Source organism: Nocardia suismassiliense (genome assembly GCF_900269665.1).
Lineage (GTDB): Bacteria > Actinomycetota > Actinomycetes > Mycobacteriales > Mycobacteriaceae > Nocardia > Nocardia suismassiliense.
On the sequence record NZ_LT985361.1, the window covers coordinates 883,934 to 909,006 of the forward strand.

Sequence of the window (25,073 nt, forward strand, 5' to 3'; positions counted from 1 at the left end):
CGGGTGGTTGACAATGCACGGAGAAAATACCGACCCAGCTGAAGCAGGCACGGGCAGTTCCGTGCTGCCTGCCGCCGAGGGCGCGGTCGACCGGTCGAAGGGCCGGTCGGGGTTCTCCGGTGCCGTCGACTGGAAGCTGGCCGCCAAGACCGGCGCCGCGCTGGTGCCGTCCGGCCCGCGCACCTCGCGCTACTCGGCCGAGCAGGTCGTCGCCGAACTGGCCACCGCCTCGGTGCGCGCCGAAGGTCCGGTCCGGGAAGTGAGCGGGCTGCTCGACGACCAGCCGGTGCCCGCCGCCCGGATCGTCGACCGGCCCGGCTGGATCAGCGCGGCCGCCGACTCGATGTCCCAGCTCACCGGCGCAGGCACCGAGACCGGCGAGCGCGGGCTGCTGCAAGGCAAACCGGCGGGTGTGCAGGCCGGCGCGATGCTTGCCTTCCTGTCCACCGCGATCCTCGGCCAGTACGACCCGTTCACCGGGCCGGACGGCACGCTGCTGCTGGTCGCGCCGAACATCATGGCGGTCGAGCGCGCACTCGGCGTCTCGCCCAGCGACTTCCGGCTCTGGGTCTGCCTGCACGAGGTGACCCACCGGGTGCAGTTCTCCTCCGCGCCCTGGCTGGCCGACTACATGCGCGCCAATGTCGAGGTGCTCGGCGAGGTCGGCGACGAACCGCTCAACCAGATGCTGTCGCGACTGGCCGAGGAGCTACGCGACCGCCGCCGCGGCGGCACCCCCGACGATCCCGCCGCCCGCGGCATCGTCGGCCTGCTGCGTGCCACCCAGGCGCCGCCGCAGCGCGAGGCGCTCGACCGGCTGCTCATGCTCGGCACTCTGCTGGAAGGCCACGCCGATCACGTGATGGACGCCGTCGGCCCGGCCGTCGTGCCCTCGGTCGAACAGATCCGCTCCGCCTTCGACCAGCGCCGCAAGCGCCCGACCAACCCGCTGCAGCGCATCATGCGCGCGCTGCTCGGCGTGGACGCCAAGGTCGCGCAGTACGTGCGCGGCAAGGCGTTCGTGGACGACGTGGTCGGCCGGGTCGGCATGGAACGCTTCAACACCATCTGGACCGATGGTGAAACCCTGCCGCGCACAGACGAAATCGAGCACCCGGAACGCTGGGTCAGCCGCGTCCTCGGCTGACGCCGAGCTGGTCGCTGGAGCGGCACGTGGTGCGGCCGCTGAACAGAGGCGGGCCGTCCGACACCGAGGCTGTGCGGATGCGGCCGGTTGACCCCCGCTGGACGTGCGGTGGGTCGGTACGCTCCGGTTATGAGTCGTGCGCCCGGACAACCCGCGGGGGTTGAGCGCCCGGTACCTGGTGCACGGGCCCGGCTGCCCGAGACGGCGGCGGTGCTGGAGATTCGGCGGGCCGTCCGAGGTTGGCTGGGGGAGTACCCGTCGGACAGTGTCGCCGTAGCGCTCTCGGGCGGGGCGGACTCATTAGCGCTCACGGCGGCTGCAGTTGTCGAGGCGGATGCAGTCGACGCGCTCGTGGTCGACCACCAATTGCAGCCGGGCTCCGACGTGGTCGCGGCCGATGCCGCGGCAACGGCGCTCGCGCTCGGCTGCCGATCAGCACGAGTGCTCGCGGTCGACGTCGCAGGCGACGGCGGTATGGAAGCCGCGGCGCGGCGAGCTCGATACGCGGCCTTGGAGGAAGCGCGCAACGGGCTGCCCGTACTGCTCGGCCACACCCTCGATGATCAGGCCGAAACCGTGCTGCTCGGATTGGCCCGCGGGTCCGGCGGTCGCTCGATCCAAGGCATGGCCGCCTGGGCCGAGCCGTGGGGCAGGCCGCTGCTCGGGGTGCGGCGCACCGTGACCCGGCAGCTGTGCGCGGACGCGGCGCTCACCCCGCACGAGGATCCGCACAACACGTCGTCCGAGTTCACCAGGGTGCGCCTGCGCACCGAGGTGCTGCCGTTACTGGAGGACGTGCTCGGCGGTGGCGTCGCCGCCGCGCTCGCGCGCACCGCCGAACAGTTGCGCGCCGACGGCGCCGTGCTCGACGCGCTTGCCGGTGAGCTGCTGCACACCGCCGGTGATGGCGCGACGCTGTCGATCGAGACGCTCGCCACTGCCCCCGCCGCGCTGCGCCGCCGGGCGATCCGGGCCTGGCTGCTCGCGGGCGGGGCGAAAGCGCTGACCGGCAAGCATTTACACGCGGTGGACGAGCTGATCACCGATTGGCGCGGGCAGGGCGGCGTCGCCGTCGGCGGCGGCTCGGCAGGTAGCAGGTTGGTCGGGGCGCGCGAACATGGCAGGCTGACACTGCGGCGTGAGCGTCAGGCCCGGAGGCGGTAGCGAAGCGTGACCACGCAGGGCCAGGGAACGCCGCCAATGTTTACTGCGTCTGCGCAGCGGCTGATGACACATAATGGGTCGGCCGTCCGGGAGCGAAAACCAGAAGGGAACAGCTGACGTGTACGGGGACGACATCGCGTCTGTTCTGATCACCCAGGAAGAGATCGCAGGCAAGACGAAAGAGCTGGCCGAGCTGATCGCCAAGCGCTATCCCGCGGACGCCCCCGAGGGTGACCTGCTGCTGGTGGGCGTGCTCAAGGGCGCGATCTTCTTCATGACCGACCTCGCCAAGGCGTTGCCGATCCCGACCCAGATGGAGTTCATGGCCGTCTCGTCGTACGGGTCGTCCACGTCCTCCTCCGGCGTGGTGCGCATCATGAAGGACCTGGACAAGGACATCGCGGGCCGCAATGTGCTGATCGTCGAGGACATCATCGACTCGGGCCTGACGCTGTCCTGGCTCAAGCGCAACCTATCCACCCGCAATCCGGCCTCGCTCGAGGTGGTCACGCTGTTACGCAAGCCGGACGCGTTACGCACCCACGTCGACGTCGCCCACGTCGGTTTCGACATCCCGAACGAGTTCGTCGTCGGCTACGGCCTCGACTACGCGGAGCGCTACCGCGACCTGCCCTACATCGGCACCCTCGACCCGAAGGTCTATTCCTAGCTCCGTCAGCGGTCCGGCAGGATGCCGAAAATCGTTGCGGGCGAGCCGGAGCCGCGACGATAGAGCGGCCCGCCGACCAGGATCCAGGCCCCCGTCGCCGGGATGGCCGCCAGGTTGGCCAGGCATTCCAGGCTGATGCGGTGGTCGCCGTAGAGCAGCTTGGAGACCGCGTAGCTGTCGTCGGTGCCCAGGTCGGGACCGAAGGTGTCGATGCCGAGCGCGCCACGATGGCCGAGCCGGCCGGTGCGCAGCAGCCATTCGATGGACTCGACTGCGAAACCCGGCTGATGATGCGCGGATTCGGCCGTGCCGAGGAATTCCGCGGTGCCCCACTTGGCATCCCAGCCCGTCCAGGCGATCACCGCCGCGCCGTTCGGAATGCGCCCGTGCCGCCCCTCCCACTGCTTCAGATCCGCGACGGTGATCGCGTAGTCCCGGTCGCGGGCGCACCGCTCCCGGACATCGACCTTCACCGCGGGCAGCAGCAGATCGTCCAGCTCCAGCTCGTCGGCGCCGAGTCCGTCGGAGTGGAAGTGAATCGGTGCGCCCCAATGGGTTCCGGTGTGCTCGCCCTGCTGGATGTAGCGCAGGTAGTAGCCGTCGTTGGCGACCGTCGCCACGATGTCGGTGCGAAACTCCGGATCGTCCGGATACAGCGGCGTGGTGGCCGGATCGTGCACATGCGACAGGCTGACCAGCCGCCCCAGCGGCCGCGGCGAGGTCATCGCTTCCGCTGCGGGATGGCCCGCGCCAGCGCGAGCAGGTCGGCCTCTAGCCAGCGGAACAACCGGTAGGTAACCACGAAAGCCAGAATGCCACCCACGCTGAGCATGCGGACCGGAACGATCACCAACTCCAGATCTTCGGCGTCGACGAAGGTCGCGCCCGCCACCCCGAGCAGCGGCACCGAGGCGGCGACGCCGAGGTAGAAGTTGCCGCGCCGTGCCAACTTTCGCAGCTGGCGTTCGTCGCCGGGCCCGATGCCGCCGCGCACCAGCAGCTGTGGATATACCGATCGGACCGCGTAGACCGCGATCGGGAAGAACGGATACGCCAGCGCGATGGCGGCGCAAACCACCTGTGCGGCAAAGAAATGCAGGAAGGTCTTCGGTGGCAGCTCGACGCCGGACAGGGCCAGGCCGAGCGGCCAGATCACGCCGGCGACGAGCCAGAAGCCGAACGGCACCAGCACCGCCCAGTCGGCCATCAGCAGGGTGTCGCGGCGGGCCTTGGCCAGCGTGCGCGCGGAATACGCACGGCCGCGGGCCAACCGGAAGCCGATGGTCAGCGGCCTGCGGGTCAGGAAGATCAAGAGCAGGGCCGCGACCGGGAAGGCGATGAGGTTGTTGAGCAAGCCGACCGTGGCGAACCGGTCCTGGTCGGCCGCCGACATCCGGTCGACGATCAGCGACTGGTTCAGCTGGATGTTGTACCAGCTGGCGAGCGCGTTCGGCACGCCGATGCAGACGGCCGCGAACGGGATCAGCCAGCCGCGGCCGCGGTAGGCCAAGCTGGCCGGCGGGGGATCGGTCAGGTTGCGCGCGCGGGCGTCGAGGCACAGGTCGAGCTGGCCGGCCAGCTCGAAGCCGTTGCGCCAGCGCTGTTCCGGGTCGGCGTGCAGGCAGTCCAGCAGTACGCGGCGCAGCGCCGCCGGGGTGTCCGCGGGCAGCCGGGACAGCGCCGCCTCGGTGATCCCGGCGCGGCGTACGTCGAGCATGCGCGCGTAGGTCTCGGCGGACGATTCGCCGGTCCGCGGGGCATCATCGAACGGGTTTGCGCCCGAAAGCATTTCCCACAGCAACACACCCAGCGCGTAGAGATCACTGCGGGTACCGGGTGCGGGTGCGGCCGGGTCGAGCAGCCGGGCCAGCTGCTCCGGCGACTGGTAGGGCAGCGAATCATCCGCTTGCGCAGCTGGATCGGCAACCACCGGACGTGGACCCGACTCGCGCAACGCGAAATCGGCCAACTTCGGAATACCCTCGGCGGTGAACAGGACGTTCGCCGGTTTGATGTCGTGATGCAGTACGCCGTGGTGCTCCGCGTAATCGAGCGCGTCGGCCAGCCGCCGCCCTACCCAGGCCACCGTCTCCGGCCAGCTCAACGCCGCGATCTCGGCCCGCACACTCGAATCCGACGGCCGGATCTCACCTTTCGCCGCCATCGCCGTATCGATCGCGCGCAGCAGCACCGCGCCGCCATCGGACTCGGGGCCGGTGTGCCGCTGATCGAGCACGCCGACCGCGGTGCCGCCGGGCAGGTACTGCATGTAGACGAGCCGGGGTGCCGCGGCGCCGAGCCGGGTGGTGTCCGTGCTCAACACCCGCTGATCGAAGACTCTGACGATGTGCGCATGGTCGAGCTGCGCCATGGTGTGCGGCGCGGCCGCGCGGCCCGCCGAAAGGCGCACCGCGACAAGGCGTTGCATGGATCGCTGCCTGGCCAGGAAGACGCGTCCGAGCAGACCGCTGCCGAGGTCGGTGATCAGGTCGAAGTCGTCGATGCGCTGACCGGGGTCGAGCTCGGCCAGCGCGGCAACGGCTTCGGTGGTTTCCGCGGTGCCGAAGGCATCGATGTCGAAGTCGGCCAGGCGTTCTCGTACGGCGTCGGCGAACTCCGGGTACTCGGTGAGGAATTGCTCGACGGCCAGCGGCGCGTGCCTGCGCCGGGCCAGGAACTCCTCACAGACCAGGTCGGCCAGCTCGGGGCTGTGCTCGACCTCCGGAAACTCCTTGCGGTACTCGGCGATCCGCTTGCCGAGGTCGGCGTCGCGACCCCAGCGTTCGCGCAGATCGATGCGCAGCAGATCGGTCAGCACCGCGAGCCGCACCTGGGTGCCGTCGGGCACGTAATCCGCGATCAGCGGTGGTGTGACGGGCTCGGCCCGCAGGCTGCGCTGCCAATCGGCGGCGAACCGCGCGACGGCGTCGGCGCGCGACGACGTCACGTGCGAGTCTCCCCGGCAGCCTCGTCCGCCGCGCGCTCGGCCGCACCGGCCTGCCCGCCGGCCGACGCCGGCGAAACCACCCGCTCCAGCGCGCGCAGGTCGGCTTCCAAGGCCCGGAACAGCAGGTAGGACACCACGAAGGCGATGATGCCGCCCGCGCACAGCACGCGCACCGCGAAGATCACCATCGGGATATCGGACGGTGGCAGGAACGTCACCCCGGCCACCGCGAGCAACGGCACCGACGCGGCCACCGCCAGGTATCCGTTGCACCGCCGGTCCAGCCCGCGCAGCCAGACTGCGTCCGCCGGGCTGATGTCACCGTGCCGGAGGAACAGCGGATAGATGCAGCGCACCATGTAGAAGGTCAGCAGGAAGAACGGATAGGCCACCGCGATGGCGCCGCACACCACCAGCGACGCGAGGAAGTGCACGATCGCCCGCGCGGGCAGGTCACCGGTTACCAGCTGCAGCGTGAGCGGAAAGGTGAAGCCGGACAGCACCCACAGCGAAAAGGCCACGGCCACCGCACGATCGCCGAGCAACAACGCGTCGCGTCTGGCATGACAGAGGGTGTCGGGGTCATAGCGCCGCCCCTTGCGTAGCCCGCGCGGCACCGTCAGCAGCGACCGGGACATGTACACCACGATCGCGATGCCCACCGGAAAGAACACCGCGTTCACCACACCGGTGATGATCACGAAGCTGTGCTGCGCCTCCTCGGTCAGCCTGCTGATGATCAGGTGCTGGTTGTGCTGGATGTTGTACAGCGAGGCAAGCACATTCGGCAGCCCGACCGACAGCAGCGTGACCAGTACCATCCACGGCCGCAACCGCAGCCGCCAACTGTTGGGCGCCGGGTCCACCAGCTCACGGGCGCGCGCGTCCAGGCAGAGTTCCAATTGCCTGGCCAGCACGCAGCCGTTGGCCCAGCGTTCGGTCCGATCGGGCGAAAGACAGCTCAGCAGCACCCGGCGCAGCGCCGCGGGGCAATCGGCCGGTACCCGTTCCAGCGCGGCCGCGTCCACGCCCGCGGTGCGCCGCTCGAGCATGGCCTCCAGCGTCGTATCGTCGCCGTAGCCGTCGGCGCCCGCAGTGCTGTCGTCGAACGGCTTTGCCCCGGTGAGCAATTCCCACAGCACCACACCGAGGGAGTAGATGTCGGCCCGGGTATCCAGATCCGCGGCGTTGCGGCCGAACCCGGGATGGCACGCCTCCAACTGCTCCGGCGACATGTACGCCAGCGAACCACCGAAATAGGCCACCGGACTGGTGCCCTCGACATTGCGGCTGAAGCTGATGTTGAAGTCGGCCAGCTTCGGCACCGCCTCGGCGGTCAGCAGCACATTGGCCGGTTTCACGTCACGGTGCAGCACGCCGTGCGCCGAGGCGTAGTCGAGCGCCTCGGCCAGCCTGCGGCCCAGCCACGCCACTGTCTCCGGCCAGCTGAGCGAGGCGATCTCGGCGCGCACGCTGGAATCGGTCGGCCGGATCTCGCCCTTCTCCTCCATGGCCGCGTCCACGGCGTCGAGCAGCAGCTGACCGCTGCGCTCGGCGGGCGGGGTGGCGCGCACCCAGCGCAGCACGCCGAGCAGCGTGCCGCCTGGCAGGAACTGCATGTAGAGCAGCCGCAGCCTGCGCGCGGCACCGGCCTCGGCGTCGTCGAGCAGCCGCTGGTCGAAGACGCGCACGATGTAGTCGTGGTCGAGCTGGGCCAGCGTCTGCGGTTCGGTGCCGTGGTCGGCGGAGATCTTCACCGCGACCAGCCGTTGCAGGGAGCGCTGCCTGGCCAGGAAGACGCGGGCGAACGCGCCGCTGCCCAGGCCGGTCAGCAAATCGAAATCATCGATCCGCTGGCCGATTTCGATCCGGTCGAGCGCGTCGAGATGGCCCGGCCCGGTGCCGACCGTGGTCGGCACGGCGGTCGCCGTGCCAGTCAGATCGGTGGTTGCTCGGGTCACTTCTGAACTACGGACGGACTCGGTGGTTCGGTTCAATTCGCTGTCGAGAAAAGCGGCTCTGGTCCGGGCGAGCGCGGTCCGGGTGGAATCCTCGAGCGCCGCCCGCCGGGTGCTCTGATCGTCGTCATCGGCGTTCAACATGGCGCGCAGTGCGCTCGCCTGGTGCGGATATTCGCGCAGACATTCGCGCGGATCCACCCGTTCGCCGCTGTGGCGGCGGATGACGAACTCCTCGTACACCAGCCCGGCCGGGATACTGCCCGGCTCGAGTTCGGGAAATTCGGCGCAGTATTCGGCGAGCCGTTTTCGGGTCTGCGGGCCCGCCTGTTCCGGCCGTGCGGTGTCTTGCACGGACCTGCGCAGCCAGCGGTGCCGCAGGTCGACACGGATCAGTTCGAGCAGCGCCTCGGTGCGCAACGTCTGGGCGTCCGGCAGGTACTCGGCGATCTCGGGCGGGCGGGCGGCGGCGGTGTCGGCGGCGTCTTCCCAGGCCGCGGCGAAGGCGGCGACGGCGTTGAATTCGGTGCGCAGCGGGTGGTTACCGAAACCAGCGCTCGCCGCGAAACCCGCGGTGGAATCGGAACTTCTATCGGCGTTGGCACTCATTCTCGGACCTAGTGGCTCGGCGGATACCGGAGAATCCGCACTGGTCGGTCGGTTAGATATCGCGGAGAAATTCCGCCACACCCGCCGCCATCATCCCCCGAGCAGTATTCGGAATGATAACTTGCGGCTTGAGAGCGATCACCCGAATTCGACAACGATGCGACGGGGGACGACCAGCACATGCAGATCAAGGCCACAGCGGTGGCGGATGGTTCGGCGGACACCGAAACTTCCGGCACGAAAACACCCGCGCAATCGCCGGCCGAACACCCGGCGGTCGCGCAGTTCGATCCGAAACAATCGACGCTCACTCAGGTGGCTGTCGTGCAGTCACCGGTCACCCGATCCGACGTCGAGGCGAGCGCGCCCGCTCAAGATAGTCCGCTGGGTGCGAACGACCAAATCGCGGTCGGACAGGACCTCACCCGCGGTCCGGCGACCGCCATCGCGGCCGGTGTGCGCGACGGCTCGCTGACCGCGACGGAGGTGGTCGAGGCCACCGTCGCCCGGATCGTCGCCGAACACCGGAACACCAATGCGTTCAGCGTTATTCGGACCGAGAAGGCCCGGTCCGAGGCGGCGGCGCTGGAGCAGCGCGCGGACCTGGACGTGCTGCCGCTGGCCGGTGTGCCGATCGCGATCAAGCACAACATCGCGGTGGCCGGCGAGACGATGCGTTCGGGCTCGGCGGCCACCGATGCCCGCCCGGTCGCCGATGATCATGCGGTGGTGCGCAGGCTGCGCGCCGCGGGCGCGGTGATCGTCGGGCTCACCACCGTGCCGGAGCTCGGGCTGTGGGGCACCACCGATACCCCGGACCGGATCACCGGCAATCCATGGAATGTCGCGCGCAGCGCGGGCGGCTCGTCCGGCGGTGCGGCCGCCGCGGTCGCCGCCGGGCTGGTCCCGATCGCGCACGGCAACGACGGGCTCGGCTCGCTGCGCATCCCCGCGGCCTGCTGCGGCGTGTTCGGCATCAAGCCGGGGCGCTACACGGTGCCCGCGGAGATCGGCGTCGACTCCTGGTCCGGAATGATCGAAAACGGTGTGCTCGCAACGACAGTCGGCGACGCGGCGCTCGCGCTATCGGTGCTGGCCGCCCGGCCGGACCTAGCCGAGGTGGATCCACCGGGCCGACTACGCATCGGCCTAGCCGTGGCTCCGCCGTACCGCTTCTTCCGCGTCGACCGGCAGTGGACCAATGCCGCCCGCACCGCCGCCTCGGTGGCCGCGGCGGCAGGCCATCTCGTGGAGCCGACCACGCTGCCCTACGGCGACGCGCTGATCTCGATCTTCTTGCGCTGGTTGGCCTTCGGTGCGCGCGACGCCGCCGTGCTACCGAATCCCGAACGGCTGCAACCGCGTACCCGCAGGCACCTGGCGCTCGGCCGCCTGGTGCAGCGACTACGCCTGGTCCGCCCGGCACAGGTCGACCGGGTCGAGGCCCGGCTACTCGAATACTTCGAACGCTACGACGTGGTGATCACACCCACGCTCGCCGGTCCGCCGCCCAAGGCGCGGGCCTGGCACCACCGCGGTTGGCTGGCCAATGTGCTTGCCAGCTCCCGGTTTTCGCCCTTCACCCCGCTCTGGAACCTGGTCGGCTGGCCCGCCGCGTCCATCCCGATGGGCATGCACGCCGACGTCGGCACGCCGGTGGCCGCTCAGCTCGCCGGTCCGCCGGGGAGCGAATCCACCCTGCTGCGGCTGTCCGCGCAACTGGAGTCGCTGCACCCCTGGCGGCGCACCATCAACTGATCAAGCGCTGACGGCGGGTTGTGGCTGCTGTACCGAGAACCCGCCGTCGACGGCGCGTCCGGCGAACTCCAGAATGGTCGGCCGCTGGTCGTCGGCGCGCCACGCCACAGCCAGCTCGCACGGCGCGAGGCCGGCCACCGGTCGTGCGGTGAGGCCGGGCCAGCGGTACATCGGCACGTTGTTCTCGGCGAGCAGGCAGACGCCGAGGCCGAGGCTCACGGCCTCCAGCTTGTCCTCGGGGGTCGCCGCCTCGGCGCCGATCTTCGGCTGACGCCCGTTGCGCGCGTCGTTGCCGAGCCAGAAGTCGCGCACCGCACCGGCTTCGGTGGGCAGCGCGATGAACGGCTCGTCGAGCAGGTCGGTGAACTCGATGGTTTCCCGATCGGCCAGCGGGTGGTTCTCCGGGAGCAGCACCCAGCGCGGCTCGGTGCGCAGCACCTGCCAGCGGTAGCGATTCGGGTCGGGCAGCGGCAGCCACACCAGCGACAGGTCGGCTTGTCGCCCGGCCAGGCCGCTGGACGGGTCGGTCCACGAGGCTGCGTGCAGGGCGAGCCGGTGGCCGCTGGCGCTCTCCAGGTCGTTCAACAGTCCACGCCCGAGCGCGGATTGGATGCCGACGCGCAGCACCTCGCCCGCCTCCTGCAGCGAGACGTTGGTGACCTCCCACAGCTCCAGGATCTTGCGGGCGCCCTCGAGCAGTTCCTTGCCCGCCACGGTCAGGGCGACGCTGCGCTGGTTGCGGTCGAACAGGACCACGTCGAGCTGGCGTTCCAGCTGCCGGATCTGACGCGACAGGGTGGGTTGAGCGATGTGCAGCCGCTGAGCGGCGTTGGTGAAGTGCAGTTCCTCAGCGACGGCGACGAAATACCGCAGGTCGCGCAAATGCGGGTCCATAGCCCCTTGCTATCAGAATCAGTCCTGAATTTCCAGCCTTATCAGGCCAGAAAGTTCGGATACGGGTACCAAAACATTCGACAGGTTTGTTAGGGACAGCATATTGCTTGTGATGGTGTGATGCACCATCGACTCCGCGAATGTTCGGCATGCCACCGCTCGTCTCGGCGGCGAACCGCACCTGGGCGCTTGACCAGCAATGATGTTCGCCGGAGGCGCGTGGAGCAAGCCGGAACTGGCGGTCTGTACGGTTGCCGTTCGTCCGCTGGACACCCCCATCTGGTCGACCAGCGGTCATTTGCCCCCTCTATAGTGACTTTCATCACAATTTGGTTTGTATTGCTGCAAGACTCGCAATTCGGACCTTCGCTACGCATGCAAAAGCGCCGCGGCCCGGACGAATCCGGAACCGCGGCGCCGCTGCCGTACCGGGCTCAGACGCTGCGTGCCCGATCCTCGTAGGCCTTGCGCTTCTCGGCGTCGACGTCGTCGAGGAACGCGTGACCAGCGCCGAGCGCCCTGGCGATGCCGTCGCCGACCGCGTCCGGCAGCAGGCCGACCACCTGCGAGATGAAGCCCGCCACCGCGGTCACCCTGACCTTCGACTTCGGCGCGACGATCAACCCGACGATGGCGTCGGCGATCTCCTCCGGCTCGGCCGGGCGCAGCAACTTCGGCGCGGTGACGCCCGCACCCAGTTCGGTGTTGGTCAGCGTCGGCAGCACCGAGGAGAAGCGCACCCCGGATTCCCGGTACTCCTCGCGGAGCGTGTCGGTGAAGCCGAGCACCGCGTGCTTGCTCGCGTTGTAGGTGGCCAGGCCGGGGATGTGCGTCTCGCCGGCGAGCGAGGCGATATTGATGACGTGGCCGCTGCCGCGCGGCAGCATCCGGGCCAGACCCAGCTTGGAGCCCAGGATTACGCCGTAGACATTGATGTCCAGGATCCGCCGGGTGATCTGGTCCGGCTCGTCCACCAGCTTGCCGGTCGGCATGATGCCCGCGTTGTTGACCAGCACGTCGATCGGGCCGACGGTGCGCTCGACCTCGTCCAGGAAACTCTCGAACGAGGCGGCCTCGGTGACATCGAGTTTGCCGTACAGCTCGAAGCCGCGGGCGGTGCCGGACTCCTTCACGGTGGCCTCGTCGATATCGCCGATCGCGACCTTGGCGCCGAGCGCCTGCAGCGCGGTCGCGGTGGCCAGCCCGATGCCGCGGGCGCCGCCGGTGATGACGACGACCTTGCCGCGAATCTTCGAAGTGTCGGTCACTTGTTGTCTCCCTTGAGTTTCAGCACAGCGGGAAGGTCGATCCGGCGCAGCCCGCGCGCCCCGGCGGCGCGCATCGCGGCGACGGCGAACAGCAGTTTGGGCATTTTGTAGGGGAACCAGAACAGTTCCTTTTCCTGGGTCGGCAGCAGCGGGGTGGTGATCGCCTGCTGACGGCAGTACTTGCGGACCCCGTTGGCGCCGCCCCAGCGCGCGCCGACGCCGGACTGGCCCCAGCCGCCCATCGGCAGGGCGAAGCTGAACAGGTTGACGAAGACGTCGTTGATGTTCACCGCGCCCGCGTTGAGCTGCCGGGCGATCCGCTCGCCGCGCTCCTTGTCGCCGGTCCACACCGTCGCGGACAGTCCGTAGATCGAATCGTTGGCCAGCCGAACGGCTTCCGCCTCGTCGGCCACCTTCATCACCGGCAGGGTCGGGCCGAAGGTCTCCTCGGTGACGCAGGACATGGTGTGGTCGACATCGACGAGCACCGTCGGTTCGAACGCGGTGCCGAACCCGGCCCGCTTGCCGCCGGTGAGCACCTTGGCTCCGGCCGCGACGGCCTCGTCGACATGGCGCTGCACGATGGTGGTCTGGTTCTCGTTGGCCAGCGCGCCGACCTCGTGCTTGGACTCGCGGCCGTCGATGCCCTGGCGCAGCGCCTTGACGTTCGCGGTCAGCTTGGCCACGAACTCGTCGTAGACCGGCGCCTCGACGTACACCCGCTCCACCGAGATACACACCTGACCGGAGTTGAACATGCCGCCGAACGCGATGCCGTGCGCGGCCCGATCCACATCCGCGTCGGCTAGCACGATGGCCGGGTCCTTGCCGCCGAGCTCCAGGCTGTACGGGACCATGCGCTCGGCGCAGGCCACGGCGATCTTGCGGCCCGTCGCGGTCGAGCCGGTGAACTGGACGTAGTCCGCGTTCTCGATGACGGCAGCGCCGGTCGCGGCCGCGCCGGTGACCACCGCGAACACCGGCGGAGCGCCGATTTCGGCCCAGCCCCTTGCCATTTCGAGCGCGGACAGCGGCGTCACCTCGGACGGCTTCAGGATCACCGCGGCACCCGCGGCCAGCGCGGGGAACACGTCGAGCGCGGGCATGGCGAGCGGGAAGTTCCACGGCGTGATGACGCCGACGACCGGATACGGCTTGTACGCGGTGGTCAGCTTCTTGACCCTGGCCAGCGGGCTGTGCGGGGACGGATGATCGTCCGCGAGGAATTTGGCGGCGCGACGCGCGTAATAACCGAGCAGATCGGTGGCGAACGCGGGATCGATCAGCGAGTCGACGCGCGGCTTGCCCGTCTCGGACTGCACCACGTCGGCGATGGTGTCGGTGTTGTCGATCAGCCAGTCCTGCAACTTCAGCAGCCATTCCTTGCGGCCGTTCGGGCCGATGGCTTCCCATTCCGGCTGGAACAGCCGCAGCTCACGGACCTTGGCCGCCACGTCGTCGGCGCTCATCTCGGGCACCGTCCCGACCACCGCGCCGGTGCCGGGATTGCGCACCTCGATGACGGCGGGCGCCTGCTCCGCCGCCTGCTGCGCAGTTGTCTTGCGCGCCGGCGCTTTTTTGGCCGCGCCGGGCGCTGGTTCGGTATTGGTCACGCTGTTCTCCCACTGACGTTGTGCTGTGAACCGCGTGGGCTGACGGATGTGAGTCAGGCCACTGAACTATGAGAGTGACACAATGTGAGGCGAGATTCTTGGCTCAGTTTGTCAACAGAGCCGAGGTAATTTGTGCTCTGAGGACAAATGGAGGCGTCGTGACGGCCGCATCACCCGATCGGATCGGACCGAACAGTGAAGTGGTCCGCGACTGGCTGGCGGAGTACGTCTTCGAGACGATGCGCACCGAGACCCTCGAGCAGATCGTCGCCCGCCTCGACAGTGCCATCATCGCGCGCGTCCCGGAACTCGCCGACCGGGATGTGCGCCGCGACCTCGCCGCGAGCACTCGCGCGCACGCCAGGGCCGTGCTGAGCGGAATCACCAGTGACACTTTCGAATACGCGCTGCCCGAGGAGGCGCACGCCTTCGCGCGCACCATCGCCCGGCGCGGCTTCGAACTGCGCATGCTGCTGCGCACCTATCACGTCGGCATGGAGGCGGTGCTCGACTACATGAGCGAGGCCGTCGATCAGCGGCAGGCGCCGCCGGAGATCGAGCGTGCGGTGATGCTGCGGATGTTCGAGCGCGCGACCAAGTGGGTCAGCCTGTCGGTCGAGTTGCTCACCGACACCTACATGGAGGAGCGCGAACGCGTCCTGCGGGCCGCGCTCAACCGGCGCACCGAGACCATCCGCGCGCTGCTGGCCGGTGACGAAGTGGACGTGGACCAGGCCTCGGTCCGGCTCGGCTACCGGCTCACCCAGCGGCATGTCGCCTTCGTGCTGTGGACCGACGAGAGCGAATCCGGCAGCGGGGACGGGGAAGTCATCGGTGTGCTGGAGCGGGTCGCGGCCAGGGTGGCCGCCGGGATCGGCAACGGCCGGGTGCTCACCGTGGCCTCCGGGGCCAGCGGCATGTGGGCGTGGGCCGGGCTCGACGACCTGCCCGGTGCCGATTCGCCGCGCAACGAACAGGGACCCGGTGAACCCGGCGCGCTGGAGCGCATCGCCGCCGGGCTGGTCGAATCCCCGGTCCGGGTCGCCTTCGGCGTGCCCGCCGGACAGGTCGCCGGCTTCCGGCAGAGCCATCGCGAGGCGGTGGCCGCCAGGCAGGTGGCCGAGCGTGGTCCGGCGGGCACGCCACGGGTGATCGGCTATCGCGAGGTGGAGGTGGCCTACCTGGCCGGCGCCGACGACGCGGCGATGCGCGGTCTGATCGGGCGGGAATTGCGCACGCTGTCCGGCACCGACCCGAACGCGGTGCGGCTGCGCGAGACGCTGCACGCCTACCTGAAGAGCCATCGCAGCCCGGAGGCCACGGCGAAACTACTTGGGGTACATAAGAATACGGTTCGCTACCGGATCCAGCGCATCGAGGGACTGCTGGGTTACCCGATCGAGCAGCGCAGCCTGCCGTTGGAGCTCGCCCTCGCCTGCGTCGCCGCATATGGGGTGGCCGCGCTGCCCTGAATCAGCGATCAGTCGGCCGTCTTCTCGCCCGCGGCGACTCGGCGCAGCGGCGGATCGGCCGGCGCGACGGCCGGGCGATCGGGTAGGTCCGCCAGCAGTTGGGTGGTGGCCGCGGCGATGGCCGTGACGGCCTTGTCGACGGCCGCCTTGGTGGTCGAGCTCAGGCCGGACACACCACCGACCGTGCGCACGTACTGCAGTGCGGCAGCATAGATTTCCTGCTCGGTCGGGGCAGGGTCCAGGCCGCGAAGGAGGGTGATGTTACTACTCATGCGAGCACAGTAGCTCTCGCACACGCTGTGCGGCAGAGCAAGAAAACACCCGGACCGAAATTCGCGCGGCCCGCCCTGGTGCGTGGCACGGCCTCCGGTGCTCGGGCATGAGCGGGCAAACTCCGGCGCGCCAGCACAGACACGCAGAATTCGTCCCATTACACAGGCTCTTCCAAGATCTATGGGGAACAATCGGGATCATGCCTGCCCGCGGTGTACCCACGTTGACGACCTTCCCGTACGAGGAGCTGGATCAGCGCGAAGAGGACCACTGGTCCGGCGCCGCCGTAGCCGATGACGAATTGCGCGCGCTGGCGCTCGGCGCGTTCTACTCCGCGCGCTGGGACGCCTTCCACGACGCGCTGCTGCTCGGCCCCGAGCGCGAGCATCCGCTCGGCGACCGGCGCGAGCTCGCCATCGACACGCTCACCGGCGCCTGGGGCATCACCGACGCCACCGAGGCCCAAGCCTCCATGGAGCAGTTGCTGGACGGCATGCACGCGCCGCTGTACGCGCTGGTCCATCCGCTGGTGATGGCCTCGATCAACGCCAGCGAGCGGGACCGGTTCGGCGAGCGCGCCGATCGGCATCGGGCGTTCCTGCGCCAGGTCGGCTCGTTCCGCGGCATGGACAATCCGGAGGCGCTGGTCCGCGACTACGACATCTGGTCCCAGGCCATCAAGATCGGCTTCACCGATCACCTCGCCCGCCCGCTGCCCAGCGACATCCACGCGTGGGACCTGGCCCGCGTGGTCGCGGTCGCCAGGATGGCCTTCACCGCCGGCTACCTCGACGCCGACCTGGCCTGGGACTACCTGGCCCGCGCGCTGCCCATCGCGCAGGCCAAGTACCGCAACTGGCGCCAGTTCGGCGACGCCTACCTGACCGGCTGGACCTACTGGCAGGCGTGCGAAGACCTCGCCGAACTGAAGAACGGCGGCGTCGACCGCCGGATGGAGCTGCTGCGACTGTGGATCCGTCCGACCAGCCCGTGGCGGCGGATCAGTCTGACCGTGCCGCCGGTAGTGCAACCCTGAGGCGTCAGAGCCCGTCGGGCAGGGAGCGGAGAATGCCGCGGCCGTAGCGTTGGAACTGCGCGTCGTCGACCATGCCGAGCGAATGCCGCTCGACGAGCAGCTCCCACTCCGAGTACAGCTGGGCGACCCCGGGATCGGCGGGACCCGCGCCACCGTCGGCGGAGTCGCGCCGCACGGCGAAGTTCACCGCGAGGGTGACGCGTTCGGTGTCGGCACGATCGGTACCGGTGAAATGCAGGGTGATGTTGCCGTCGTGCACATCCATCCCGGTCTCACCGCGCGCCGCGCCGATCTCGCCCGCCATCGCGGGCGTGCCGTCGGTATTGCGGGCCCACAGCACGGCGGGGATGGGTAACTCGTGCGCGTAGCGCTCCCCGGTGCCGATCGAGATGAACAGCAACCGCCCGGTGGTCGCGGCGAGCAGGCCGGGGCCGGTGCCCGCGGGCGGGCGTGCGGTCGCGATGGCGGTCTCCAGCACGTACTCGTCGGGCGTGACATACCGGTGCAGCGCGGCGATGGCGGGTTTCGCCTCGCGATGCGGGGCCATCCTGCGCACGGCCCGGTCCACGTCGGCCCGGGTCGGGCCGGATTTGCCCCAGGTGGGGGCCGGCGGGTTCAAGTCGGGGGCGGCCACGTCGATGCGCTGGGTCGCCAGGATCTGGCCGTTGATCCGGTCCACGATCTCGGTCGCCGCGGGCACGTCGTGCTCGGCGATCAGCACGGGCAGTGGGGTGCGGTCGGCGGGCACGCCGGTCAGCACGGGTGTGGGGTATCGCAGGTAGATCTCGATGACAACGGCGTCGTCGGCGCGTCGATTCAACCGGACCTTCAACAGGTCGGTGACCGGTACGTCGAGCACCCGCTCGCCATCGGAGCCAGGCCGCAGGACGATCAATCGCCCGCGCCCGTGACGCACTATCGCTGTGGGTGTCCGTAGCTCAACTATGTCCATACCCCCTGCGCTCTGTTGGATTTGCGGTATTCACGGTGCCTTCCGTGGTTACGCTTGCTGCCTCCTCCAGCTCGTCGGGCACACCGCGGGGGTTGCGTTCGCGGGTCCTCGTCGTGCTGTGCGGGGTGATACTTCGCTGCCTCCTCCGGGCCCGTCGCTCGCCCGCGCTTTCGGATTCACAGTGCTCGCGGGGCACTCCGGTGGTTAGGCTAGCGACCGCCTTCGTGCCTGTTACTCGCCCTGCGGTGTTGTGTCGTCGCTCACGATAGGCCGAACATGCCATGATTGTGACCAGTTGGAGTAACCCGGACCGGGGTCTTCGGGAACCACCGAGGTCCCTCGACCGTTTACCTCTTTAACTGCACCAGCAGCCGAACTGCGCGATGTATCGACTAGACCGTACGCGGTAACGTGGCATGTCCGCATCCGAACCCTCCCGGAGCCGGACGCGCCCGACGCATCGCTAGCACGAACCGGAGACACCGGAAAGGACTGGCCGGACCGGCCGACGCTCTATGAACCGCAAGACTGTGTTTCGCACCCTGGCCATAGTCTCGGGCATCTTGCTCGTGATCTATGCGTTCAGCTATTTCGGAGATGACACGCGCGGCTGGAAGAGCGTCGATACGTCTGTCGCATTGAGCCAGCTGAACGACAAGAGCAACGTCGAGAACGTTCAGATCGATGATCGTGAACAGCAACTGCGCATCGAACTGAAGAACGGCAACGACGCGACCAGTGGCCAGAAGAAGATCATCGCCAAATACCCCGGCGGCAGCGCGAGCGCCGGGCAGGTCTTCGACGCCGTGAAGAACTCCGGCGCCAAGTACAACACCGTGGTCAAGCAGGAGAGCTGGCTCACCCAGATCCTGCTGTTCGTCTTGCCGATGATCATTCTGCTCGGCTTGTTCGTCTTCGTCATGGCCCGCATGCAGGGCGGTGGTCGCGGCGGCATGATGGGCTTCGGTAAGTCCAAGGCCAAGCAGCTGTCCAAGGACATGCCCAAGACCACGTTCGCCGACGTGGCCGGCGCCGACGAGGCCGTCGAAGAGCTCTACGAGATCAAGGACTTCCTGCAGAACCCGGTCCGCTACCAGGCTCTCGGCGCCAAGATCCCGAAGGGCGTGCTGCTGTACGGCCCGCCCGGCACCGGTAAGACGCTGCTCGCGCGCGCCGTGGCCGGCGAGGCAGGCGTGCCGTTCTTCACCATCTCCGGCTCGGACTTCGTCGAAATGTTCGTCGGTGTCGGCGCGTCGCGCGTGCGCGACCTGTTCGAACAGGCCAAGCAGAACAGTCCGTGCATCATCTTCGTGGACGAGATCGACGCGGTCGGCCGTCAGCGCGGCGCCGGCCTCGGCGGTGGCCACGACGAGCGTGAGCAGACGCTGAACCAGTTGCTGGTCGAGATGGACGGCTTCGGTGATCGCACCGGCGTCATCCTGATCGCGGCCACCAACCGCCCCGACATCCTGGACCCCGCGCTGCTGCGTCCCGGCCGCTTCGACCGGCAGATCCCGGTCGGCAACCCCGACCTGGCCGGTCGCCGCGCCATCCTGCGGGTGCACTCGCAGGGCAAGCCGATCTCGCCCGAGGCCGACCTGGACGGTCTGGCCAAGCGCACCGTCGGCATGTCCGGCGCCGACCTGGCCAACGTGATCAACGAGGCCGCGCTGCTCACCGCGCGGGAGAACGGCGCCGTCATCACCGGCGACGCGCTCGAGGAGTCGGTGGACCGGGTGGTCGGCGGACCGCGCCGCAAGAGCCGCATCATCAGCGAGCACGAGAAGAAGATCACCGCCTACCACGAGGGCGGCCACACCCTGGCCGCCTGGGCGATGCCGGATATCGAGCCGATCTACAAGGTGACCATCCTGGCCCGTGGCCGCACCGGCGGCCACGCCATGACGGTGCCCGAGGACGACAAGGGTCTGATGACCCGCTCGGAGATGATCGCCCGCCTGGTGATGGCGATGGGCGGCCGCGCGGCCGAGGAACTGGTGTTCCACGAGCCGACCACCGGCGCGTCCTCGGATATCGACCAGGCCACCAAGATCGCTCGCGCGATGGTGACCGAGTACGGCATGAGCTCGCGCCTCGGCGCGGTGCGCTACGGCCAGGAGGCGGGCGACCCGTTCCTCGGCCGCTCGATGGGCCAGGCTTCGGACTACTCGCACGAGGTCGCCGGCGCCATCGACGAGGAGGTGCGCAACCTCATCGAGGCCGCGCACACCGAGGCGTGGGCCATTCTCAACGAGTACCGCGACGTGCTCGACGTGCTGGCGACGGCGCTGCTCGAGCGGGAGACGTTGCACCGCAAGGAGCTCGAAGGTCTGCTCGCCTCGGTGGAGAAGCGGCCGAGGATCACCGCGTTCAACGACTTGGGCGACCGCGCTCCGTCGACCAGGCCGCCGGTAAAGACGCCGGGCGAGCTGGCGCTGGAGCGCGGCGAGCCGTGGCCGCCGCCGGAGCAGATCCCCGCACCGCTGCACGCGGGCGCGGCCAGGGAGAACCAGCCGGCCAACGGCTACCCGGGTGACAGCGGCTACCACGCGCAGCCGCAGTACGGCTACCCGGCGCCGCCCGCGACCAGCTACCCGACGCCGCACGACCCCGCGCAGGGCGGCTACCCGCAGCGCGGTGGCACGCACGGCTCGCGTCCGGACTACGGCGCTCCCGCCGGTTGGTCGGCCCCCGGCTGGCCGCCGCGGGACGAGCAGCAGCCCGGCCAGCCCACCGGCTGGACCGAGCCGCAGCAGCGCCAGGGTTACCAGCCGGCCTGGGGCCCGCAGGGTGGCGCACCGGACGGCGGCTACGACCGTGGCAACTACGGCGAGCACCCCGGTTATGAAGAGCCGGGGCACCCGAACCCGAACGGCGAGGGTGACAAGAACGAATGGGATGGACCCAACAACGGCCGGCACTGAAGTAGGGCGGCGCTCGCGTGACCTCAGCGGTCGCGCGAGCCGCCGCCTCCGGGCCTATTGCTCGCGCCGTGCGCAGTGACGATTAGGCTCGACCATCGGGGTGCCGAGTAATTGCCGGGACCCGAGATTTTGGAGGTGTCCTCGATTGTCGGCCAACAATCACCTCGGCGGCCACGTGCTCGCCGATTCGGACGGTTTTGACGAAGACGGTTCCGGCAACGGCGTGACCAGGCCGGAGCTCATCGCTCTGGAATCCGGTCGGCCGTTCGACCAGGACAGAGCCGAAGCCGCGATCCGGGAATTGCTGCTCGCTGTCGGTGAGAATCCCGACCGCCCCGGTTTGATCGACACCCCCGCGCGTGTCGCCCGCGCCTACCGCGAAATGTTCGCCGGGCTCTACGTCGAACCGGACGCGGTGCTGAACACCACCTTCGACGAGGGCCACCAGGAATTGGTGCTGGTCCGCGATATCCCCATGTACTCCACCTGTGAACATCACCTGGTGTCGTTCCACGGGGTCGCGCACGTCGGCTACATCCCCGGCAAGCACGGCCGGGTCACCGGGCTGTCCAAGCTGGCTCGCCTGGTCGACCTTTACGCCAAGCGACCCCAGGTGCAGGAACGACTGACCAGCCAGGTCGCCGACGCGGTGATGCGCAAGCTGGACCCGCGCGGCGCCATCGTGGTGATCGAGGCCGAGCACCTGTGCATGGCCATGCGCGGCATCCGCAAGCCGGGTGCGAGCACCACCACCTCGGCCGTGCGCGGCCTGCTCCAGTCCAGCCCGTCCTCGCGCTCCGAGGCCCTCGATCTCATTCTGCGGAAGTGAACGAGGATCCGATGACCGCAGGTGGGAGCAGCTTCGCGCGCGGCGGTCGCTCCTGTGTGGTGATGGGCGTTGTCAACGTCACCAGTGATTCGTTCTCCGACGGCGGTCGCTACCTCGATCCCGAGGTCGCCGTCGCGCACGGCATCGAGTTGTATGCCACCGGCGCCGACATCATCGATGTCGGCGGCGAATCGACCAGGCCGGGCGCGGTGCGGATCGACTCCGACACCGAGGCGGCCCGGGTCGTCCCGGTGATCCGCGGTTTGGTCGCGGCGGGCGTGCCGACCAGCGTCGACACCATGCGGGCCACCGTCGCCGAGGCCGCGCTCGCGGCGGGCGTCTCGGTGGTGAACGACGTCTCCGGCGGCCGCGCCGATCCCGACATGGTGAAAGTCGTTGCCGCCGCCGGTGTCCCGTGGATCCTCATGCACTGGCGCGCGGGCGCGGACTACCGCCACACCGGCCCGGCCGACCACTACGACGACGTGGTCGCCGAGGTGCTCGCCGAATTGACCGCCCAGGTGGACCTGGCCGTCGCTGCGGGCGTCGACCCGTCGCGGCTGATTCTCGACCCCGGTCTCGGCTTCGCCAAGAACGCCGAGCACAACTGGGCATTGCTCGGCGCGCTGCCCGAGCTGGTCGGCAACGGCCTGCCGATCCTCATCGGCGCCTCCCGCAAACGTTTCCTCGGCGCGCTGCTCGCCGACGACACCGGCCCGCGCCCGCCCGACGGCCGCGAGACCGCCACCGCGACCGTCTCGGCGCTGGCCGCCTTGCACGGCGCCTGGGGTGTGCGCGTGCACGATGTGCGCGCGTCGCTGGATGCCATCGCGGTCACCGACGCCTGGCAGGCCGCCGCCCGCACCGCCACCACCCACCACAGCTCGCAAGGAGCACACCGATGAATCCGACCCCCGCCGACGTCGCGCCGGGTGCGGCGCAGCAGATCCGGCGCGGCGCCGACCGCATCGAGTTACGTGGCCTGCGGGCATTCGGCCACCACGGCGTGTTCGATCACGAACGCCGCGACGGCCAGGAGTTCGTCGTCGATCTGACCGTCTTGGTGGATTTTTCGGTCGCCGCCGCCTCCGACGACCTGGTCGCCACCGTGGACTACGGCCTGCTCGCCGGCAACGCCGTGCGCATCATCGAGGGCCCGCCGCGCAATCTCATCGAGACCGTGGTCTCCGAGATCGCCGACGACGTGATGACCGACCCGCGCATCAGCTCGGTCGAGGTCGTCGTACACAAGCCGTCCGCCCCGATCCCACACACCTTCGCCGACGTGCGGGTGGTCGCCTCGCGGCATCGTGAGGAGATTGCGTGAGTAGGGCCGTCCTCTCCATCGGTTCCAACATGGGGGACCGGCTCGCCCATCTGCGCAGTGTGGTGGATGGTTTCGGCGAGCGGGTCGTCGCGGGGTCGCCGGTGTACTCGACGCCACCGTGGGGCGGCGTCGAACAGGACGACTACCTCAATGCCGTTGTCGTGGTGGACGATCCGGAGCTCGACTGCACCGAGTGGCTGCGCTTCGGCCTGCGGCTCGAGCAGGCCGCCGATCGGGTCCGCGAAGTCCGCTGGGGCGCACGCACACTCGACGTCGACGTGATCTGGTGCGCGGAGCGAGTAGACGACGAGTTCGTCGCGGTCCGCAGCACCGACCCGGAGCTGACGTTGCCGCATCCGCAGGCGCATCGTCGCGCGTTCGTCCTGGTCCCCTGGCTGGATGTGGCGCCGGACGCGGTGCTCGAGGTCGACGGCAGAGCCCAGGCGATCACCGACCTGCTCGATGAGCTGCCGGTCGCCGAGCGCACCGGCGTGCGGCGCACCGAGCTTTCCTTGTCGCCCGGCGCCGGAGGATCGGCCTCGTGCAGTTGAAACCCACCCGAATCCTGGACTTGGCGGCGAACGTCATCATCGCCGCTCTCGTCGCATGGGTCGCGACGCGGCTGGCCTACGACAGTTTTCCGCCGATCTCGACCTTCGCGGGCGCGTCGCTGTATCCGGTCGCGGCCATCGAGGCGGTGCTGGCGTTCGTGATCCGGGCCAGGGTGAACGACAACCAGCTCGGCAACGGCAGGCATCAGCTGCATCCGATCACCGCGGCGCGGGCGGTCGCGCTGGCCAAGGCGTCGCTGCAAGTCGGTTCGATCGCGGCGGGGGTGTGGCTCGGCTTCCTCTGCTGGGTGTACCCGCAGCGGGGCAGCTCGGGTGCGGCCGCGGCGGACAGTCCCGGCGCGATCGTCGGGATGCTGGCGGGGGTCGCTTTGGTTGCTGCGGCCCTGTGGCTCGAGTATTGCTGCCGGGCTCCCGAAGACCCAACCGACGATCCGGCAACCACTTAGCAAATTATCGTTTCGGAATTGCCGCACCGAGTTGTGGGCGCGACGAGTCGATCAAGCTACCCTGGCTTGCATGGTTTCACCCTCCCGTACCAGCACTTCCCGTCGACGGCGGGACGACGCGGGAAAATTGTTCATCGGCGTATTGATTGTGCTCGGTCTGGTTGCCAGCGTTTTCCTGGTCTTCAGCAACAGCTTGCAGTTCGTCCGGATCGGTCTTGTCGCGGCCCTGTGGGCGGCGGTCATCGGCGCATTAGCTGCGACGAGATATCGCAAGGAAGCGACGATCGACAAGGCCAAGGTTCGCGATCTTCAGACGGTTTACGAGTTGCAGCTCGAGCGTGAGGTCACCGCCAGACGCGAATTCGAGCTCGGTATCGAGGCCAGGGTGCGCGAGGAAGTCGGCGCCGACGCCACCGAGCTGGCCGCGCTGCGCGCCGAACTCACCGTGCTCCGGACGAGTCTGCAGCGGCTGTTCGACGGCGATCTGCCGATGGATCGCCCCGCATTGCGGGCCGACGCGACCCGGATTCAGGAGCTGACCAGCACGGTCGGCGACCCGGCGAACAATAGCTCTGCGAATGCCGGACCCTGGTCCATGCCGGCGAACCAGCAACCGCGCAGCAGTGTCACCCCGGTCTTCGTCCCCGATCATCCCGAGCCGCCGCAGTTCGCCAGCCCCTTCGACGATCCGGTCACCGCCGAGACCTCCGCGGTCTCCGTCGACGACACGACGGCGCACGACGCCGACGTCGCCGAAGCCGAGCACACCGAGGCGCACGGCCCCGATAAGCGCACCGACGATGCCGAGCAGTCCGGATGGTCGGACGCCTTCACCGAGGGCCCGGTCATCCAGCCGACTCCCGCGCCGAAGCCCGCCCCCAGGCCCGCTCCGTCCTATCAGACGACCCGGCCCTCGGCCTGGCCGACGACCGAGGGCCCGACCGTCGGCACCGCCAGCTCGCGCAGGCGGCGGCGCGCCGAGACCGAGGCGAACTCCGACATGCCCGAGCGCAGGTTGTCGGTGGCCGAGATCATGGCGAACCTGCAATCGGAGGAGCAGAGCCGCGACCGTCGCTGATGGGTGTCTTGTAAATCACTGCCCAGGGCCGTGGCACTGGCAAACATCGGGCCGATATTCTCGATGACGTACGTCCGGTACCCGCATGGCGGGACTGGAACGAAATCGAGAGGACACTGTTGACCTCGAGAAGCGT

21 protein-coding genes are annotated in these 25,073 nt (G+C 69.0%); 13 read left to right on the forward strand and 8 right to left on the reverse strand.

Features of this window, described 5'->3' with window-relative positions; translation table 11 throughout:
- Positions 1 to 13: 13 nt before the first annotated feature.
- The 3 genes from DBO33_RS03965 (at position 14) to hpt (ending at position 2,981) form a co-directional block, all read left to right on the forward strand.
- A complete protein-coding gene (locus tag DBO33_RS03965; protein WP_107653815.1) occupies positions 14 to 1,147 on the forward strand; it encodes a zinc-dependent metalloprotease in 1,134 nt (377 codons plus the stop codon).
- 129 nt (positions 1,148 to 1,276) lie between these two features.
- Positions 1,277 to 2,311, forward strand: a complete 1,035-nt coding sequence (gene tilS, locus DBO33_RS03970) for a tRNA lysidine(34) synthetase TilS (protein ID WP_107653816.1) — start codon at positions 1,277 to 1,279, stop codon at positions 2,309 to 2,311.
- A 118-nt stretch (positions 2,312 to 2,429) separates the two neighbouring features.
- Positions 2,430 to 2,981: a hypoxanthine phosphoribosyltransferase gene (gene hpt, locus DBO33_RS03975; RefSeq protein WP_107653817.1), complete on the forward strand. Its 552-nt coding sequence runs from the start codon at positions 2,430 to 2,432 to the stop codon at positions 2,979 to 2,981.
- Between the two features lie 5 nt (positions 2,982 to 2,986).
- On the opposite strand, the gene DBO33_RS03980 is transcribed toward hpt, so the two are convergent.
- Genes DBO33_RS03980 through DBO33_RS03990 form a run of 3 tightly spaced genes read right to left on the reverse strand, consistent with a single transcriptional unit; the run spans position 2,987 to position 8,495 of the window.
- Complete coding sequence (locus tag DBO33_RS03980; RefSeq protein WP_107653818.1) at positions 2,987 to 3,706, reverse strand: cyclase family protein; 720 nt, start codon at positions 3,704 to 3,706, stop codon at positions 2,987 to 2,989.
- Entirely contained in the window at positions 3,703 to 5,928 is a 2,226-nt protein-coding gene (locus DBO33_RS03985; protein WP_107653819.1) for a serine/threonine-protein kinase, read from the reverse strand. The genes DBO33_RS03980 and DBO33_RS03985 overlap by 4 nt, the downstream gene beginning before the upstream one ends.
- Complete coding sequence (locus tag DBO33_RS03990; RefSeq protein WP_107653820.1) at positions 5,925 to 8,495, reverse strand: serine/threonine-protein kinase; 2,571 nt, start codon at positions 8,493 to 8,495, stop codon at positions 5,925 to 5,927. The genes DBO33_RS03985 and DBO33_RS03990 overlap by 4 nt, the downstream gene beginning before the upstream one ends.
- 180 nt (positions 8,496 to 8,675) lie before the next feature.
- Between DBO33_RS03990 and DBO33_RS03995 the strand changes: the two genes are divergently transcribed.
- Positions 8,676 to 10,253 carry an amidase gene (locus DBO33_RS03995; RefSeq protein WP_107653821.1) on the forward strand — a complete coding sequence of 526 codons (1,578 nt, stop codon included), beginning with the start codon at positions 8,676 to 8,678 and terminating at the stop codon, positions 10,251 to 10,253.
- Here the strand turns inward: DBO33_RS03995 and DBO33_RS04000 are convergent, their stop codons facing one another.
- From DBO33_RS04000 to DBO33_RS04010, 3 genes are all read right to left on the reverse strand, one after another.
- On the reverse strand, positions 10,254 to 11,147 hold the full coding sequence (locus DBO33_RS04000) for a LysR family transcriptional regulator (RefSeq protein WP_107653822.1): 894 nt from the start codon (positions 11,145 to 11,147) through the stop codon (positions 10,254 to 10,256).
- A gap of 434 nt (positions 11,148 to 11,581) precedes the next feature.
- A complete protein-coding gene (locus DBO33_RS04005) occupies positions 11,582 to 12,415 on the reverse strand; it encodes an SDR family oxidoreductase (protein ID WP_107653823.1) in 834 nt (277 codons plus the stop codon).
- Positions 12,412 to 14,028 carry an aldehyde dehydrogenase family protein gene (locus DBO33_RS04010; RefSeq protein ID WP_107653824.1) on the reverse strand — a complete coding sequence of 539 codons (1,617 nt, stop codon included), beginning with the start codon at positions 14,026 to 14,028 and terminating at the stop codon, positions 12,412 to 12,414. Before DBO33_RS04010 ends, DBO33_RS04005 begins: the two co-directional genes overlap by 4 nt.
- 158 nt (positions 14,029 to 14,186) lie before the next feature.
- Between DBO33_RS04010 and DBO33_RS04015 the strand changes: the two genes are divergently transcribed.
- On the forward strand, positions 14,187 to 15,500 hold the full coding sequence (locus tag DBO33_RS04015) for a PucR family transcriptional regulator (RefSeq protein ID WP_234390685.1): 1,314 nt from the start codon (positions 14,187 to 14,189) through the stop codon (positions 15,498 to 15,500).
- 8 nt (positions 15,501 to 15,508) lie between these two features.
- Here DBO33_RS04015 and DBO33_RS04020 read toward each other — a convergent pair whose 3' ends face one another.
- The gene (locus tag DBO33_RS04020) at positions 15,509 to 15,772 is read right to left on the reverse strand and encodes a DUF2277 domain-containing protein (protein WP_107653826.1); all 264 of its coding nucleotides are present in this window, start codon (positions 15,770 to 15,772) and stop codon (positions 15,509 to 15,511) included.
- 200 nt (positions 15,773 to 15,972) lie between these two features.
- Between DBO33_RS04020 and DBO33_RS04025 the strand changes: the two genes are divergently transcribed.
- Positions 15,973 to 16,809: a DUF1266 domain-containing protein gene (locus DBO33_RS04025; RefSeq protein WP_107653827.1), complete on the forward strand. Its 837-nt coding sequence runs from the start codon at positions 15,973 to 15,975 to the stop codon at positions 16,807 to 16,809.
- Between the two features lie 4 nt (positions 16,810 to 16,813).
- Here the strand turns inward: DBO33_RS04025 and DBO33_RS04030 are convergent, their stop codons facing one another.
- A complete protein-coding gene (locus DBO33_RS04030; RefSeq protein ID WP_234390686.1) occupies positions 16,814 to 17,668 on the reverse strand; it encodes a hypothetical protein in 855 nt (284 codons plus the stop codon).
- Positions 17,669 to 18,276: 608 nt separating this feature from the next.
- Between DBO33_RS04030 and ftsH the strand changes: the two genes are divergently transcribed.
- The 7 genes from ftsH (at position 18,277) to DBO33_RS04065 (ending at position 24,937) form a co-directional block, all read left to right on the forward strand.
- Entirely contained in the window at positions 18,277 to 20,685 is a 2,409-nt protein-coding gene (gene ftsH / locus DBO33_RS04035) for an ATP-dependent zinc metalloprotease FtsH (RefSeq protein ID WP_107653829.1), read from the forward strand.
- A gap of 223 nt (positions 20,686 to 20,908) precedes the next feature.
- A complete protein-coding gene (gene folE, locus DBO33_RS04040) occupies positions 20,909 to 21,514 on the forward strand; it encodes a GTP cyclohydrolase I FolE (protein WP_194838435.1) in 606 nt (201 codons plus the stop codon).
- Between the two features lie 11 nt (positions 21,515 to 21,525).
- Positions 21,526 to 22,419, forward strand: a complete 894-nt coding sequence (gene folP, locus DBO33_RS04045; protein ID WP_199856928.1) for a dihydropteroate synthase — start codon at positions 21,526 to 21,528, stop codon at positions 22,417 to 22,419.
- The gene (folB, locus tag DBO33_RS04050) at positions 22,416 to 22,841 is read left to right on the forward strand and encodes a dihydroneopterin aldolase (protein WP_107653831.1); all 426 of its coding nucleotides are present in this window, start codon (positions 22,416 to 22,418) and stop codon (positions 22,839 to 22,841) included. The genes folP and folB overlap by 4 nt, the downstream gene beginning before the upstream one ends.
- On the forward strand, positions 22,838 to 23,392 hold the full coding sequence (gene folK / locus DBO33_RS04055; RefSeq protein ID WP_107653832.1) for a 2-amino-4-hydroxy-6-hydroxymethyldihydropteridine diphosphokinase: 555 nt from the start codon (positions 22,838 to 22,840) through the stop codon (positions 23,390 to 23,392). The genes folB and folK overlap by 4 nt, the downstream gene beginning before the upstream one ends.
- A complete protein-coding gene (locus tag DBO33_RS04060) occupies positions 23,389 to 23,859 on the forward strand; it encodes a DUF3180 domain-containing protein (RefSeq protein ID WP_107659962.1) in 471 nt (156 codons plus the stop codon). Before folK ends, DBO33_RS04060 begins: the two co-directional genes overlap by 4 nt.
- Positions 23,860 to 23,929: 70 nt before the next feature.
- Positions 23,930 to 24,937, forward strand: a complete 1,008-nt coding sequence (locus DBO33_RS04065) for a DUF6779 domain-containing protein (protein WP_159080113.1) — start codon at positions 23,930 to 23,932, stop codon at positions 24,935 to 24,937.
- The last annotated feature ends 136 nt before the right edge of the window (positions 24,938 to 25,073 follow it).

Coding starts and splice junctions, on each gene's coding strand:
- DBO33_RS03965 (WP_107653815.1), top strand. CDS start 14: ATGCACGGAGAAAATACCGACCCAGCTGAAGCAGGCACGGGCAGTTCC.
- tilS (WP_107653816.1), top strand. CDS start 1,277: ATGAGTCGTGCGCCCGGACAACCCGCGGGGGTTGAGCGCCCGGTACCT.
- DBO33_RS03980 (WP_107653818.1), bottom strand. CDS start 3,706: ATGACCTCGCCGCGGCCGCTGGGGCGGCTGGTCAGCCTGTCGCATGTG.
- DBO33_RS03990 (WP_107653820.1), bottom strand. CDS start 8,495: ATGAGTGCCAACGCCGATAGAAGTTCCGATTCCACCGCGGGTTTCGCG.
- DBO33_RS03995 (WP_107653821.1), top strand. CDS start 8,676: ATGCAGATCAAGGCCACAGCGGTGGCGGATGGTTCGGCGGACACCGAA.
- DBO33_RS04000 (WP_107653822.1), bottom strand. CDS start 11,147: ATGGACCCGCATTTGCGCGACCTGCGGTATTTCGTCGCCGTCGCTGAG.
- DBO33_RS04020 (WP_107653826.1), bottom strand. CDS start 15,772: ATGAGTAGTAACATCACCCTCCTTCGCGGCCTGGACCCTGCCCCGACC.
- DBO33_RS04025 (WP_107653827.1), top strand. CDS start 15,973: ATGCCTGCCCGCGGTGTACCCACGTTGACGACCTTCCCGTACGAGGAG.
- ftsH (WP_107653829.1), top strand. CDS start 18,277: ATGAACCGCAAGACTGTGTTTCGCACCCTGGCCATAGTCTCGGGCATC.
- folP (WP_199856928.1), top strand. CDS start 21,526: ATGACCGCAGGTGGGAGCAGCTTCGCGCGCGGCGGTCGCTCCTGTGTG.
- folB (WP_107653831.1), top strand. CDS start 22,416: ATGAATCCGACCCCCGCCGACGTCGCGCCGGGTGCGGCGCAGCAGATC.
- DBO33_RS04065 (WP_159080113.1), top strand. CDS start 23,930: ATGGTTTCACCCTCCCGTACCAGCACTTCCCGTCGACGGCGGGACGAC.